Raw genomic sequence first — 14,434 nt, forward strand, 5'->3', positions numbered from 1 at the left:
GGAAAGGACCGCGACCGAGACATGGCTCGCGTTCGCAGACGCCCACCTGCGCCAGCGCACCGAGTCCGCCTTGGCGCCGAAGCTGCCCACACCGCCGCAGCCCAGCGCCGAAGACCTAGAGCCCTTCTTCGGCCACCGATGCCCCACGGACCTCGCCCCACCGGCCGCCTAAAATCCGGGCATAACCAACAGGATTTCCCCAAGAGACGGTAAAGACGGACCCCCTGAAGGCCGCACCTGACGCACCGCCACCTGCAGGAACGCGCACCTGAAATCCCGTCAGAACGTGCGTCAAACGTGCGTCAGAAGGGCCTCACGTGCTTCGAATATGCGTCAAGATATCGCCCGTAACGCCCACAACGCACATAATGCACACTCACCAAAACCGCAGGTCAGGCACCCTTTGCGGAGGGCTCAAGGATCGCGACGCACTCAACATGATGGGCCATAGGGAACGCGTGCAACTGAGACATCACAAAGGAACATGCAGGTCAGAGGCTACTTTCGGGATGATCAAGTCGGCTCATCATCTGCTTGCCGTGCAGCGCGCGGGTTGATTGGGATGAAGGCTCACCAGGTGCCCCCCACCCCGTCTCCGACGTGCCCGACCCGGGCCACATCGGAGGAGTGGTTCCAGTAAGAGGTGCCCGGGTGCTTCTTGGAGACCGCGGTCCAGCCCGGACGCGGGCTGGAGACATAGGGGTCGATGTAGGCGGGGTAGACGTCTCTGGTGCGTCAGCAGGTTTCGGTCGGGGGTGAGGATCAGCTCGCTGTCGCCCATCTGGGTCGGCGTGCGGGTCTGCCCGTATCGGCTGGAAGAATTCGGAGACTCGGCAGTGGTCAACGCGCATAGGGCGCGTTGGTCTCGCCCGCGATGGCGTCGAAGGCGCGCAGGGCGGGCTCGGACATCTCCTCACGCCAGCGCAGGTCCAGCACGATCGCGGGTGGGTGGCCGAGGTAGTAGGCGCGTTTGGTGCGCTCCAGATTGACGGACCGGTCCGTGGCCCGTGCGGCGCGTTCCCGCGCCACGATGTACTGAGTGCCCTCGTTGCCGCCCAACGGATGCTGGACGCTGACCCAAGGGTCGAGCATCGCAGGAAGGAAGGAGAAGCCCAGCGTCGCGCTCAGGCGGGACAGGACGTCTTCGGGGTGGGTGGCGACGTCCTCGTAGTGCACCCGGCTGACGACGCCGGGCCAGCGGGCCGCAAGCTCCTCTGTCCGGCGGATCTGGGCGACCCACTCCGAAGCCAGCTCCGCCGGGTGGGCGTCGGGGTACTTGCGCAGGAGGGAGTTGACCACCGCCCGGCCATCGCGGGCCAGCACCACCAGATGACGGTGGACGGTGCCGGGCAGCAGTGCCACCTGCTGATCGATCCAGCCGACCGCTTTCGTGGAGTCCACGACGAAGGGGCGGCCGCAGCGCCGGGCCAGCACCTCGTAGAGGTCGGGGCCGGTGCTCGGCAGCGGGTCGCCCCACACGGAACAACCGTCGGCGCAGAAGTTGCAGCCGACGGTCCGCCCCTGTGCGTCGGTGGCGCCGAGGCGGGTGCTGTTCCACGCCTCGCCGGCGAAGCAGACCGCCGGATGCGCACCCAGCATCAGCCCGAGCAGCGTGGTACCGGAGTGCCCGGCCCCCATAATGAAGATCACCGTCTTGTTGCGCCGCTCACTGTTCATCACTTCACAGCACCTCCGTCGCCGGGGTCGAGGAACCGGTCACCGATCTTGAGACAGCTTGTGCAGTTCCGCGAACAGCGCGCCCCGGGCGAGGAGTTCATCGAAGGTGCCCTCCTCCGCGATGCGCCCCCCGGCCAGCACGACGATGCGGTCAGCGACGCGGGTGTTGGTGAGGTTGTGCGTGACGAACACGGCGGTCCGGCCTTCGGCCAGCGTCTTGAAACGGCTGATCACCCGGTGTTCGGCACGCGGATCCATCGCGGAAGTGGGCTCGTCGAGGACCAGGACGCCGGCCTCCCGGTAACAGGCGCGGGCGACGGCGAGGCGATGCCACTGGCCGCCCGAGAGATCGTGCCCGCCCCAGAACGACTTGGCCAGCAGTGTGTCGAGACCGTGCGGCAGTCCGGCCAGCACGCTGTCCGCGCCGGCCTCGCGGGCTGCGGCGTGCACGAGGCCGTCCCCGCCGCGGTCCTGACCGAGCGTGATGTTCTCCCTCGCGGCCATCGGCCACTTGGTGTAGTCCTGGGGCACCAGACCGACTCGCGACCAGACCGAGTGCGGATCCGCCTGGGCCAGATCGATGCCGTCCCAGCTGACCGTGCCGTGTGTGGGCAGGTAGAGACCGGTGAGGAGATGGGCGAGCGTCGTCTTGCCGGAACCGTTCTCACCCACCAGGGCGACGACTTCACCGCTGCGCAGGGCCAGGCTGATGTCGTGCACGGCGAAGTCGTTCGCCGGGCTGCCGGGGTGGCGGTAGGACACTCGGTGGGCGCGGATCTCCCGGGGACCGGCCGAGTCGATCACCAGCGGTCCGCGCGTGGCGCGCAGGGTGTCGGCGAGCGCCAGGAAGTCCCGCCAGTCCTGGAGGTGGAGCGAGGTGCGGAACAGCCGGGCGCCCGCCACCACCAGGGAGTTGAGCGCGCCGGTGGAAGAGCGGACCGCCACCACGGCCGTGACGGCGACCGCGAGCGCGATGGTGCCGTTCATCGCCAGCAGCCCGACGGTGAGCCAGGTGAGGGCGAGCATGACGCCGGTCCCGGCCGCTCCGCCGAGTGTCACCAGCAGCACCCTGGGCGCGGCCGCCCGGTGCCTGGTCCTGATCCGCGTGGCGACCTGGGCGTACCACTGGCGCAGGAACGCGGCCATGGTGCCGGCCCTGACTTCTGCGGCGGTCCGGCGGTCCGTGCTGTGCTGGCGCAGGATGTAGCGCAGTCGGTTGTCGGCGAGGCTGGTGTGAGCGGTGTGGTGGGCGATACGGGCCGCGCCCAGAGCGGCCGCCCCCTTTGGGAGCATCGCGAGGACCAGCAGCGGCAGCAAGACGGGGTTCAGCAGGGTGAGGACGGTCGCCGCGGCCGTCAGCTGCGCCACCGCGGACACCAATTGCTGCGCGTCGGCGATCAGGTCTTGCGTGGCCATCGCCCCCAGCCCGGCGGCCTGGAGCGAGTCGTTGAACTCCGGCCGGTCGTACGCGGTCAGCTCGACCTCGGGGGTCTTGGCGAGGATGCGTTCCTCGGCGAGGGCGGTCACCTCCGGCCCCAGTTTCACCGCCGCGTACTGGGAGACCGCGTCCGACGCCGCCCGGGCCGCGGCCGCCCCCGCCGCGATGATCAGCGCCGGCACCGCGGCGTGCAGCCGCTCGGTGGTCCGGCCCTGCCCGACCAAGGCTTGGATCACCTGGGCGGTCGCGGCCAGGACCACCGCGGCGGAGGCAGCCGCCAGGAGCTGGGCCACCAGCAGTTGGAGGACTGCCCACCGGTCGGCGGCCCAGCTCAACCGGGCGGCGCCGGCGATCGTGGCGGGCAGACGAGCCGCCAGCTGCGGCAGGCCCGCCGCCGCGACGCGGTCGTGGTGCGGGTCGTCCCAGCCCAGGCGCAGTTCGGGCTGAGGAGCGGAGGACGAGGGAGCATGGGTAGGCACCCGGGTCATCCTGCCGTCACGCCCGGTGCCGCACGGTGACACCGCTCCGGGCCCGCCTCTGCGGGCGCCGAAATCCCACGTGCGGACGACGGTGCGGTGAAGGGCTTCACGCTCTCGGAAACGGACCCGGTGGAATCGGTCGGTCGAGAAAAGGGGCGAGCTTCTCCCAGCCCTCACCCGCGCAGATGTCCAGGACCAGCAGATCCCGGGGGCGGCGGGCGAAGTGACGTCGTACGCGGGCGAGTTGTTCCTGTTGGACCCGAGCCAATCGAACCCGGTCGAAGGTCTCCCCGCCGCAGATCCGCGTACGGAACAGATGCGCCGCCTCCCTGTGGGCGGCCCGCTCCGCCGAGGGCGCCCCCGCCGGCCAGCCGGTGTCCCAGAGCCGCTCCACCGCGCGCGACCAGCTCTCCGTATCCCGTACGGTGACGACGAACCGCGCCCCCGGATGCCGGGCGTCCAGTGCCGTGAGGGACGCGAGTGCGAAGACGCTCGTCAGGCCGTCGTAGTGCCGCAGCGCCGGAAAGTCACCGTCCCGGCGGCGCAGGGCCGCCAGGTCCGCCGCGCCCAGCGGGTAGTGGGCGAGGTCGGAACCGAGCCGGTGGAGGGCCTCGGTCAGGCTCCGGGTCGCCGTACCCGGCAGGCCGAGGGAGAACACCTTGGGCCGGTCGGCGGCGGGGCCATGGGGCCGCGGTGCGCGGGCCACGGCTTTCCGGACCTCGGCCATGGTCAGCGGAGGACGGTCGGGCAGGCGCAGCTGACCGACCACGCGGGCAGCCAGTTCGGGCAGGCCGTCGAGGTACCGGCCCAGCGCGTGCGGGGTGACATCGGCGGGTACCACCGAGCGGCTGTGCCGTATCGCCTTTCTGGCGACCACGAAGTCCAGGTCGTCCCCCCAGCGCAGCAGGGCCGACTTCAGCACCGCGTGTGCGCTTTCGGTACGGCTGCGCACCTCGCGCAGAGCGTACTTGGCGAAGATGTGGTGATAGTGCTGGAAGTGGTCGTGCAGGATGTGAAAGCCCTTCAGCTGCACATCGGGCTGGAGATGACGTCGGGCGAGGTGCCGCCGGAACGCCTCGGGCCGCAGCATCGGCCCGCGCCCCGCCGCTGGTGCCTCCGCTTCGACATCCACCTCCCGCATCGCCCGGACCAGGTCGGTTCGGGTGATGTGCACCCCGCAGTGGACCCGGCCGCGGAACCGGTCGTGCACGAAGCAGTCGACGTATGCCAGGTCGTTGGCGTCGAGAAAGGGCCTCATGTCCTCGAGGATCAGGCAGTCGGCGTCGACGTGGACGACGTGCGAGGCGTCGCCGTGGTCGATGTGCACTTGGCGGTCCACGGCACGGGCGAGTGGCTGGATGTTCTCTGCGATGTGAACCCGGCGTGGGCGGATGTGCCGGATCGCGAGGCCGAGTGCGAGGTGGGTGGTGCGCTCACCGACCGTGCGGAGTACCAGGTCGACCGGACGGCCGGCGGGCGGCGACCAGTCGCCGGGGAGGGTGCGGATCGCGCCGCTCACAGCCGGTCCTGGGCGGGCGAGGCCCGGTTGACGTTCGGGAAGGGACGGTCGTGGACCTCCCTGCCCAGGAAGGGGGCCAGCCGTTCATAGCCCTCGCCCCCGGCGATGTCGAGGACGAGCAGGTCGTCGTCCCGGCCCGCGAAGTGGTGCAGCACCTGCTCGACGTGGCGGCGGTGGACGCGGGCGAATCGTTCCGGGTTGAATTCCAGACACCCGTAGACGGCAGCACGCAGGAAGCGCTGCATGTCCGGATACCCCTCGCCACGGTCGGTTTTGCTGTCCACCGGTCGTGCCCAGTGTGTCGCGCACGAGCGCAGCCAGGCCTGCTCCTCCCGGACCGTAAGGATGAATTTGGCTCCGGGCCAGTCGAGATCGAGTTCCTCGTAGTACGGAACCACGCTGATGTCGGTGATCCCGTCATGGTCCGCCAGCAGCGGAAAGCGCCCGGTGCCCGCGAGCAGGGTCCGGTAGGTGGCGGGGTCGGAGGGGTAGTGCACGGTGTCGAAACCCAGGGTGCGCAGCGCGGCGGTCAGCGAGCGGGTGCCGGTGCGCGAGAGGCCGATACCGAAGACCTTGGGACGAGGACGGGAGCGGTGCGGTGCCGCACCGGGAATACCACCGGTCACGTGACGCCCCTCCACGTGGCTCGCGGGCCGGTGCTTCCGGACTCGGGCCGACGCGCCAGATCGATGACGGTCTGGTCGGCCATCGCCGCCAGGCCGTCGTCCAGCTCCGTGCGGGGCCGATATCCGAACGCCCGCGCCGCCAGGGCGATGTCGGCCGCGGTGCGCCGGGCGTCGCCATGGCTGCCGGGCCGTGGATCCAGGTTCACCGGGCCGACGAGACGCTCGACGGCCGCGATGGCGTGCTTCATGGACACCGGGGCGTCACCGCCGAGGTTGGCCACGCCGGTGAAAGAGGAACCGGCCGCGTCCCGCATCGCCGTGACGACATCGTGCACGTAGGTGAAGTCGCGGATCTGCTCGCCGTTCCCGTAGAGCGGGAAGGGCCCGCCGGTCAGGGCCGCTTCGATCAGCCGGGCCAGGGCCATGTCGGGCCTCTGCCGTGGGCCGTACACGCTGAACAGGCGTAGTGACACCGCGGGCAGGCCAAAGGTGATCCGATAGATCTCGCACAGATGTTCCGCCGACAGTTTGGTCACGCCGTACGGCGTGAGCGGCCGGGGGCACACCGACTCGCCCGTGGGAATGACCGGGGCGTCGCCGTACACGGAGGAACTGGAGGCGTAGACGAACTTGCGCAATGGTCGGTCCCTCACTGCTTCCAGGAGTCTTTGCGAGGCGAGCACATTGCGACGGGCATACAGCTCGAAGTCCTTTCCCCATGAAGACCGTACTCCTGGTTGACCGGCCAGGTGGTAGACGACGTCCGCTCCGTCGACGAGGGGTTCGAGAGCGGCTTCCAGCAGGTCCACGCGGTGGAAGGTGAAGGACGGTTGCGGGATCAGGTCGCGCAGGTTTCGTTCCTTGAGTGCCGGGTCGTAGTAGTCGGTGAGCACGTCGATACCGAGGACGCTGTCACCGGCCGCGAGCAGGTGAGCGCAGAGGTGGGAGCCGATGAAGCCGGCGGCGCCGGTCACCACGGCCCGCGTCAAGGCTGCGGCCTGGTTGTGTCGCCGAGCCCGGCCAGTACCCGGTCGGCCCGGATCCGCCAGGTGTGCCGGTCGTGGAGCTGCCGTCGTGCCTCGCCGCCCAGGGCGGCGCGCAGGTGTTCATCACCGACGAGCCTCTTGGCCGCGGCCGCCCAGGCTTCGGCGGAGTCCGGCGGGCAGAGCAGGCAGTTGACTCCGTCGGTCAGAATCTCCCGGAGTACCGGCAGATCCGAGGCGATGACGGCCTTGCCGTAGGACATGTACTCGAACAGCTTCATCGGCGATACCCAACGGCTGATCTCGCCCACGCCTCCGGCACAGTACGTCCTGCGCTGGTAAGGCGCCAGGACGATGTCGAACGCCCGCTGGTAGGGGGCCAGCTCGGCAGGCGGGAGATGCCCGTGGAAGTAGACGTTGGGGCGTGTGCAGCGGCTCTGCCAGTGGGCGCGGTCGGCCACGGTGCCGCCGACCAGGTGGAAGTCGGCCTCGGGTACGCGGGCGGCGAGTTCGAGAATGACGTCGGTGCCGCGCCCCGGGTACAGATGACCGACGTAGCCGATCTTCGGTGCCTGCGGGCGGCCCGGCAGGTCTGCCACCGGCCCGTCGGCCGGGGCGGGGTCGGCACAGTCATGAGCCGTCACCAGATCCGCCCGCCGAGACGAGTCGAGCTCCGGAAAGACGCGACGGTAGTCGTCGGCGAGCGCCTGGGACACAAAAACCACGCGTCGCAGATTCCTTCTGCGGAACAGGACGCCTTCGATCCTCCGGACGATCCGCCGCGGCCACATCAGATGCGTCTCGTACACCAGAGGGGCCAGGCCCGACGAGACGAGCAGGGCGCGCAGGTCTCGTCCGTACAGCAGATCGGGGGCGCCTCGTCGGCGCAAGTCGGCGCGGATCCGCCAGGCACGGATCCATACGCCCGGGCCCGGCAGCGCGGGCTGGGCGATGCTCCGCACCTCGAAACGGTTGCGGGTGCCGTAGTAGCGGTGTGTGTCACCGGCGGGCACGGTCCCCGGCAGCGCGTAGAGGACGACCTCGTGCCCCGCGTCGGTGAAGGCATCGCACATCCGCATGACGTGGACGCCGTTCGCGTAGACGGAGGGGATGCTGCCGGAGTGCAGGTAGGCGATCCGCATGACTGTATGGGCCTCCGGGATCTGGAGAGGGACACCCATGCTCCGCAGCCGGGCGTCGGGGCACAATGCCCGCCACCGGGCGGCTGTGGCACACAAGGGCGCACAGCAGCGCACGGGCGGGCCCGGTCTCACCCTTGCCAGCCAGATTTGACGGGCCGACAGGGTCCATGGCGCCCCACGCGTCACATGCGCATCGCCAAGGGCCGCTCACCGGAATGCCGTTCGCCTGTTCCATGCTGTTGCGGGCGGGGCCGGAGCACGGAAACCCCCGGCTGTCTGGTTCCCGCACTGGCCGTGCCTCCGCCGATGGTGCGCCGTCCCGCCGTGCGGTACTTCTGAGCGGGGCGTCATCCGACGCTGCCGGGCCCGAGCACAGCCGTGGAGGACATCGTGGAGAACGAGGACATCGAGCAGGTCACCGAGGAGCTCCCCGAGTACGCGCTCATGATCGACATTCCGGACCAGGACTGAGCGGTCCGGACAGTCGCACCCGCCCGTCGTGCCGGTGCTCCCGCCGGCGAGGTTCGTTCCGTCGGAGCCTCCGCGCGCTCACCGCACCGGCAGACGGTCCGGCGGTTTCACCGTGCGGGTTGCCGGCCGCCCGGCGCGCGGGGCGCTGTCCCCCGAAGGGCCGGCCTTGTCGGCCACGGCACCAGTCTTCACCCGGGCAAGGGAGTGAACGCGTGGAGGTGAGCAGTTGCTGCGAGTAGCACCCGACACGCGCGAGGCGGTGCGAGATGAGGGAGCGGTCCATCGAGTGGTCTGTTCCGTCCTGACGGCGGCCGGACTCCCCGCGCCGCCGGAGGCGCATCCCGCCGTGGTGGCGGCCGCGTTCACCCTTCAGGCGGAGCCAGGACTCACTCCTTCGGCGATCTTGCGCAGCACGCGTGACACCAAGGCCCGCGAGAGCCTGGCGCCCGCGGAGCCGTCCCCCCACCTCATCCGCTCGGTGACCCGCGCACTGTCCGCTCTGCCAACCGGAGCCGACGCCCCCGGGGGCTCCCGCGTGGTGTCCTGGCAGCGCCCGGACCGGGCCGTGCTCGACGAGAGCGTCGCGCGGCTGGCGGCCGCCTGGCCGCTGATGCTGAGCGAACTGCGTATCGGTGTCGCGCAAGTGGCTCTCTTGGAGGGCCCGGCGATCGACGGCTTCACCGACTTCGCCACTCATGGCGCGATCTACGTCAACCGGTCGCGGCTGCGCACCAGTCCCCGCGGGCTGCCCGGTCCGGTGCGGTGCGCGGAGGCGCTGGTGCACGAAGGCACCCACACCCGCTGCAACGCCGCCCAACTGAGCACTCCGTTCCTCACCACGGCCGCGGACTCCGCGCGTCCCGTCCGCACTCCCCTGCGCGCCGACCCCCGGCCTGTGGCAGGGCTGTTCCAGCAAATGGTCGTCCTGGCCCGGAGCAGCGCGCTCTACGCGCTGCTCCTCGGCGGTGACACCACGGCCGCGGACGCGCTGGAGGCCCGCCGGGTCCTGCTGGCGGAGAGGGCGCGGCAGGCGATCGGCTCCCTGCGGGACCGCGCACCACTGCTCACCGGGCACGGGCTGACCGTGCTGGAGGAGTGTGCCGCCCTGCTGAGGACCACCGCCGTCTGACCCTAGACCCCGGAGCCACGCCGATGCCGCAGCCCACAGCTCCCTCATCGCCCACCACCTGGGAGCCTCAGGTCTTCGCACCGTTCTCCGTCGAACCGGCGGTGTTCTTCGGGCGGGTTGCCGCCCGCAGCGCGCTGTTCGCCGCCACGGACAGCGCCGGGGGCGACCACGTCCTGATCGGCAGCGCTTCGGGGGAACACCCCGACGACGTCGCCGTACGGGCCCGCGGCGAGCTGCTGGAGCGGCTGGGCAACGTGCTCGCGGCCCGCGCCGCCGAGGAGTCCTGCTCTCTCCTCGCCGATCACGCCGAGCTGGTCCGTCGAGGCGCTCCCGCCCTGGACCCCGCGCCCTGGTCCGGGCCGGCCACCCGGAGCGTACGCCAGCTGTGGGTCACCGGGCGCTCCCTGCTCTCCGGTTCGGAAGTACTGGTTCCGGCAGGTCTGGCCTTCCTGCAGCACCGTCCGCCCACGGGTTGCGCGGCGCCCGACCGGGCCGGCTCCACGGGCCTCGCGGCCCACCCCGACCCGGGGGCCGCCGTCGCCCATGCCGCATGGGAGACACTCGAACGCGATCTGCTCCGCCTGAGCTGGCAGGATCCGGCACGGCATCCGCCCCGCCACCGTCCCGTACACGACGAACTGCCCCTCCCCCTGCGCCGCGTATGCGCGCACCTCGGACTGCGGGCGACCGCCTTCACCCTGCCCGCGCCCGGCTCCCACGCCGTCGCGGTCTGTCTGCACACGCCCGAGCTCAACGAGCAGACCTTCGGTGCTCGTTGCGGCCCTCCCGGGCAGGACGCGGAGCTCATCGCCCGCGCGGCCCACGAGGCGCTCATGGTGCGCTGGAGCATGAGCACGTCGGCGGCCCGACGGGTCCGTGGGCGGTCCTTACCCGGCGACAGACCGGTCTCCGCGGTCGAGCACGCTGTGTGGACGTATCTCGGCTGTCAGGACGCGATGGCGCGTTGGCTGCCGCACACCACGGCAGACTTGTGCCCGACAAGGCAGGGGCCGGTGGACCCGGTGCGCCTGCTCGCCGAACACACCGGCCAGGACGTGATCGCGGTCGACACGACCCCCACCGCGTTCGCCGCCTCCGGTACGGCCGTCGTCCGGCTGATCGCCCCCGGCGCCCTGCCGCTGCCGTCCGCCTCTTCCATCGGCTCGCGTATTCCGCCGCATCCCTTCGGCTGAACCCTCACAGAGGAGCAGCATGCCACCGAGTCCCGATTACGCCGTGGACCTGGCCGACCACTACGACGACTGGTTCACCCCACCGACGGCCACCACCGACGCCACAGTGGCCCTGCTCGACCGGCTGGCGGCGACCGCACCGGAAGGGCCCATGCTCGAACTCGGCATCGGCACAGGGCGGATAGCCCTTCCGCTCGCCGCGCTCGGGCACGACCTCCACGGTGTCGATGCCGCGAAGGCCATGGTTGAACAGCTCCGCGCCAAGTCCCGGGGCAGTGAAATCGCCATCAGCATCGGCGACTTCTCCGATGTGGAACACGAAGGCCGGTTCGGGGTGATCTACGTGGTCAACGGCACGTTCTTCGAGCTGACCTCCCAGCAGGCGCAGATCCACTGCCTGACACGAGCTGCGGGGCGGTTGCTCCCGGGCGGGCTCTTCGTCCTGGACGCGCATCTTCCGGAGGTCCTGGCCGCCGGAGCCGGTGCCGGTGCCCAGCCCGTCCGGGCGGCCAGCGGCGACCCGGTCACGCGTGTCCGCCGGATCCACCCAGCGACGCAGCGCTACACCTCCGACTACAAGGTCATCCACAACGGCGACGTCCGGCACATCCGGGTGGCCTTCCGCTACGCCTCCCCCGGCGAACTCGACCTGATGGCCGCCATGGCCGGCCTGCGACTGCGCGAACGGTTTGGCGGCTGGTCCGGAGGCCCGTTCACCGACGGCAGCAACTACCACGTCAGCGTGTACGAGCTGCCCGCGTGAGCGCGGCGGACCTGCCCCGTGGAGCTCGTGACCCAGAGGCGTACCTGCGCAAGAATCGTGAACTGTGGCGCCTGTGGACGCCGTTGAAGGCCGCGTCGGCCCAGTACGACCTGGCCGGTTTCCGGGTCGGCGGTTCGCGCATGCGCGCACTTGAACGTACCGAGGTCGGCGAGGTGCGCGGCCGCTCGCTGCTGCACCTGCAGTGCCATGTCGGCGTCGACACACTCTCCTGGGCGCGGCTGGGTGCCCGGGTAACCGGTGTCGACTTCGCCGCCGAGGGCGTGGCGACGGCGCGTTCCCTGGCCGCCGACATCGACCCGTCGGCGGTCTTCGTGGAGGCGGATGTCCTGGCGCTGCCCGCGCATCTGGACGGCCATTTCGACATCGTGTACACGTCCCACGGAGTGTTGGGCTGGCTGCCCGATCTGCGCCGTTGGGCCGAGGTCGTCGCCCACTTCATCGCACCGGGCGGCTTCGTCTACGTCTTCGAGTCCCATCCCGCGGCCTGGATGCTCGACAACCGGCTCGACACAGCCGAATTACGCCTCCGCTACTCGTATTTCGGTGAGCCGGAGCCTCTTTCCTTCGAGTACCGCAGTCCGACTGCTGTACCAGACCGGGAGGTGCCGGGAGTCGAATACGCCTGGGGACACTCACTCGGCGAGATCGTCAGCGCCCTGGCGTCCGCGGGACTGACCATCGAATTCCTTCACGAATGGCCCTTCGTGGCTTGGCGGATGCTCCCCTGCATGGTGGAGCACGACGACAACTGGTGGCGACTGCCGGACGGTCTGCCGTCCATGCCGCTGTCCTTCTCTCTCCGTGCTTCCAAGCCACCCGCCCAACAGCGGTTCTGAGACAGGGAGAAGCAGCTTGCCCGCCGTGACCTCACACCGCTCCCTCGACGAACTCGATCTCCGCCACGTCCTCGACGGCCGGATGGCGGTCGTCCGGGACGGTCTCGCACAGCTCACCCCCACAGGATCATGGACCCGGGCGGCACTGGCGGCCATCGCATCCGCCGTCTCGCCGGAGGCCGCCGAGCAGGTGTCGGAGCGAGGGCTGGAACACATCCACACCGTCGCCGACATCGATCAGTTGCGCGCCGTCCGCGACGACCTGGACCGTCGCCTCAGACCCGCCGCACGTCACCTGCTGCTGCGCTTCGCCGACCTGCTCCCGCCGCAGAGCCGCAAGGTGTACGTCAGCGACCACTTGGGCGTGCGGATCATGCCCCCAAGGACCACTGTCCACGGCCGGGAAGAAGAACTGGGTGGGTACACCGGCTTCATGATCCCGACCGGCGCCCACGTGGACTCGTGGTTCAACACAGCCGTCAATTCCGTCAACCTCTGGATGGCCCTCAGCCGGGTCCGTCGGGACAACGGCCTGCTCATCTGGCCCGGGGCATATCGGCGCTCGCTGCTCCACGAGGGGGTACGGCTGCTCCCCGGCCAAGCGGTCGGCGAACCGGTGGAAGTCCAGCTCAACCCAGGTGACTTACTGCTCTTCGCAGGCGACCATCTTCATGCCACTCGTCCCAACAGTGGGCCGGAGACCCGGTGGGTGGTCACCAAGCGCATCTGCCTCGGCCCGCCCCGCTACCACCCGCGCGCCACCGGCTGGGTTCCGTACCTCGACCCGCGCCTGCTCGGCACACCGCTTCGCCCCCTGGCACCGCTGCGGTCGGTTCTGACCGCCGGACGCGCCCGCCAACTCATTCGTCAGACCCGCCGCCGTCTCAACTCGCGCGGTACCTGAGCAGGTGCGGAGCACCACTCGGTACTCCGCCCACGACATCCGGCTCGGTCGACCTAGGCCCCCGCAACAGATACCCCTCCGTTGTCGTGCCGTGTTCTTCCGCATGGCGTTCGATCGCCTCCCGTACCGAGCGGGGCAGCGGCACCTCACGGAACTCCTCCACCTTGCGGTGTTTTAGCTTCGCAGGCCGGTGTGTGTTGGAGTGGATCTGCTCGTGCACCCGGTACATGTCGGCTGCTACCACGTTGTTGGTGTTCACGGCCCGCGCTTCGCCGTTGCGCAGCCCGCACCCCGCCATCATCACGATCTCCAGAGCAAGGTCGTCACCCGCGACAGCCAGAGCCTGCTTCACATAGGCTAGGTCCGGAATAACCACCCTCTTGCGGACGTACTCCGGCTCCTGCACCCCCTTAACCGGGTCATCCGCCATCGCCCCCTTGTCATAGGCGTCCCGCAGAATCGCCTTGAGGGTGCGCAATATGTTGACCTGATTGCCCCGGCCGACGCCGTCGGCCTCCATCTCGTCCAGGAAACGCTCCACCACAAGGGGAGTTACGGACATCAGCTTCCGTGACCCCAAGCGCGGAACGATATGGACGTTGATGGAGCTGTTGACGTGCTCGCCCGTGGAGTATTCGGTCATCCGGCGCTGGCGGGGCCGCCACTGCTTCGCGTATTCCGCGACGGTCTCCTGTCCCAGCTCCCGGCGCGCTTCAGCATTGAGGCACTCCCGGTCTTAGGCTCCCTGCCTGCGTTTTTACAGGTCAAGGGCTGTTTCGACACTTTACACCGCGGCGGCGCTCGGTGCCTGGACCCTCGTAAAGGACGCGTCCGGGTTCTCGTCGAGGACGCGTCCGGGTTCTCGCTGACGCCACCGATCGCCCGCACTTGCACGGCGCGCGTTGCACGCAAACGTTCTCGGCTCCCTCCCGCAGGAGCCGAGAACGGCCACGGAGGCTTCAGGGCCCTCCCCGCTCGGACACCGCGTCGGCCAGCGCCTTTCGCAGAGCCATGAGCGCGGGCAGGTCCGCATCCACCACGAACCGGTCCAGCAGGACACTGACCCGCCAGTGTTCACCCTCACGAACCGCCTGCACGATCTCCGCGATGGCCGCATCCCGCCCAGCAGGAACCTCCACAGATGCCCTTCTGACGGATCTCCGAACGGCGGCATCAAGAACTGGCATGCGCCCGACCCGCCGCGCTCATTCCGCTCTTGCGGATTCCCGGGCCCAAGGGGCCCTTCCCATGAA

Annotated in this window: 13 protein-coding genes; 5 read left to right on the forward strand and 8 right to left on the reverse strand. The window is 69.9% G+C overall.

The features are described from left to right. Nucleotides 1-840 precede the first annotated feature (840 nt). From ACFVYL_RS26155 to ACFVYL_RS26180, 6 genes are all read right to left on the reverse strand, one after another. Nucleotides 841-1,677 (reverse strand): sulfotransferase family protein, encoded by an 837-nt coding sequence (locus ACFVYL_RS26155; protein ID WP_389719931.1) that lies wholly within the window; start codon nt 1,675-1,677, stop codon nt 841-843. A gap of 39 nt (nt 1,678-1,716) precedes the next feature. Beyond that, nucleotides 1,717-3,594 (reverse strand): ATP-binding cassette domain-containing protein, encoded by a 1,878-nt coding sequence (locus ACFVYL_RS26160; protein ID WP_389719932.1) that lies wholly within the window; start codon nt 3,592-3,594, stop codon nt 1,717-1,719. 106 nt (nt 3,595-3,700) lie between these two features. Further along, on the reverse strand, nt 3,701-5,113 hold the full coding sequence (locus tag ACFVYL_RS26165) for a sulfotransferase (RefSeq protein ID WP_389719933.1): 1,413 nt from the start codon (nt 5,111-5,113) through the stop codon (nt 3,701-3,703). Then, a complete protein-coding gene (locus ACFVYL_RS26170; RefSeq protein WP_389719934.1) occupies nt 5,110-5,739 on the reverse strand; it encodes a sulfotransferase family protein in 630 nt (209 codons plus the stop codon). Before ACFVYL_RS26170 ends, ACFVYL_RS26165 begins: the two co-directional genes overlap by 4 nt. Further along, entirely contained in the window at nt 5,736-6,728 is a 993-nt protein-coding gene (locus ACFVYL_RS26175; protein ID WP_389719936.1) for an NAD-dependent epimerase/dehydratase family protein, read from the reverse strand. Before ACFVYL_RS26175 ends, ACFVYL_RS26170 begins: the two co-directional genes overlap by 4 nt. Beyond that, nucleotides 6,725-7,864 carry a glycosyltransferase family 4 protein gene (locus ACFVYL_RS26180; RefSeq protein ID WP_389719937.1) on the reverse strand — a complete coding sequence of 380 codons (1,140 nt, stop codon included), beginning with the start codon at nt 7,862-7,864 and terminating at the stop codon, nt 6,725-6,727. Before ACFVYL_RS26180 ends, ACFVYL_RS26175 begins: the two co-directional genes overlap by 4 nt. 757 nt (nt 7,865-8,621) lie before the next feature. On the opposite strand from ACFVYL_RS26180, the gene ACFVYL_RS26185 reads away from it, so the two are divergent. The 5 genes from ACFVYL_RS26185 to ACFVYL_RS26205 are packed head-to-tail and all read left to right on the forward strand — an operon-like array spanning nt 8,622 to nt 13,181. After that, complete coding sequence (locus ACFVYL_RS26185; protein ID WP_389719938.1) at nt 8,622-9,464, forward strand: aKG-HExxH-type peptide beta-hydroxylase; 843 nt, start codon at nt 8,622-8,624, stop codon at nt 9,462-9,464. A gap of 23 nt (nt 9,465-9,487) precedes the next feature. Next, the gene (locus ACFVYL_RS26190; RefSeq protein ID WP_389719940.1) at nt 9,488-10,657 is read left to right on the forward strand and encodes a YcaO-like family protein; all 1,170 of its coding nucleotides are present in this window, start codon (nt 9,488-9,490) and stop codon (nt 10,655-10,657) included. Nucleotides 10,658-10,676: 19 nt separating this feature from the next. After that, nucleotides 10,677-11,420: a class I SAM-dependent DNA methyltransferase gene (locus ACFVYL_RS26195; RefSeq protein ID WP_389719941.1), complete on the forward strand. Its 744-nt coding sequence runs from the start codon at nt 10,677-10,679 to the stop codon at nt 11,418-11,420. Then, complete coding sequence (locus ACFVYL_RS26200; RefSeq protein ID WP_389719942.1) at nt 11,417-12,277, forward strand: class I SAM-dependent methyltransferase; 861 nt, start codon at nt 11,417-11,419, stop codon at nt 12,275-12,277. Before ACFVYL_RS26195 ends, ACFVYL_RS26200 begins: the two co-directional genes overlap by 4 nt. 25 nt (nt 12,278-12,302) lie before the next feature. Next, the gene (locus tag ACFVYL_RS26205) at nt 12,303-13,181 is read left to right on the forward strand and encodes a phytanoyl-CoA dioxygenase family protein (RefSeq protein WP_389719944.1); all 879 of its coding nucleotides are present in this window, start codon (nt 12,303-12,305) and stop codon (nt 13,179-13,181) included. Here the strand turns inward: ACFVYL_RS26205 and ACFVYL_RS26210 are convergent. Next, the gene (locus ACFVYL_RS26210; protein ID WP_389720100.1) at nt 13,162-13,881 is read right to left on the reverse strand and encodes a tyrosine-type recombinase/integrase; all 720 of its coding nucleotides are present in this window, start codon (nt 13,879-13,881) and stop codon (nt 13,162-13,164) included. The two genes, ACFVYL_RS26205 and ACFVYL_RS26210, sit on opposite strands and share 20 nt — an antisense overlap. 259 nt (nt 13,882-14,140) lie before the next feature. Continuing rightward, nucleotides 14,141-14,320, reverse strand: coding sequence for a hypothetical protein (locus tag ACFVYL_RS26215; protein ID WP_389719945.1), 180 nt, complete (start codon nt 14,318-14,320; stop codon nt 14,141-14,143). Nucleotides 14,321-14,434: the final 114 nt, after the last annotated feature.

The organism is Streptomyces sp. NPDC058308 (genome assembly GCF_042880275.1).
Classification (GTDB): Bacteria; Actinomycetota; Actinomycetes; order Streptomycetales; family Streptomycetaceae; genus Streptomyces.

What these genes read in the sequence shown, in the direction of transcription:
- ACFVYL_RS26155 (WP_389719931.1), bottom strand. Translation starts at nt 1,677, where the DNA reads ATGAACAGTGAGCGGCGCAACAAGACGGTGATCTTCATTATGGGGGCC.
- ACFVYL_RS26180 (WP_389719937.1), bottom strand. Translation starts at nt 7,864, where the DNA reads ATGCGGATCGCCTACCTGCACTCCGGCAGCATCCCCTCCGTCTACGCG.
- ACFVYL_RS26190 (WP_389719940.1), top strand. Translation starts at nt 9,488, where the DNA reads ATGCCGCAGCCCACAGCTCCCTCATCGCCCACCACCTGGGAGCCTCAG.
- ACFVYL_RS26195 (WP_389719941.1), top strand. Translation starts at nt 10,677, where the DNA reads ATGCCACCGAGTCCCGATTACGCCGTGGACCTGGCCGACCACTACGAC.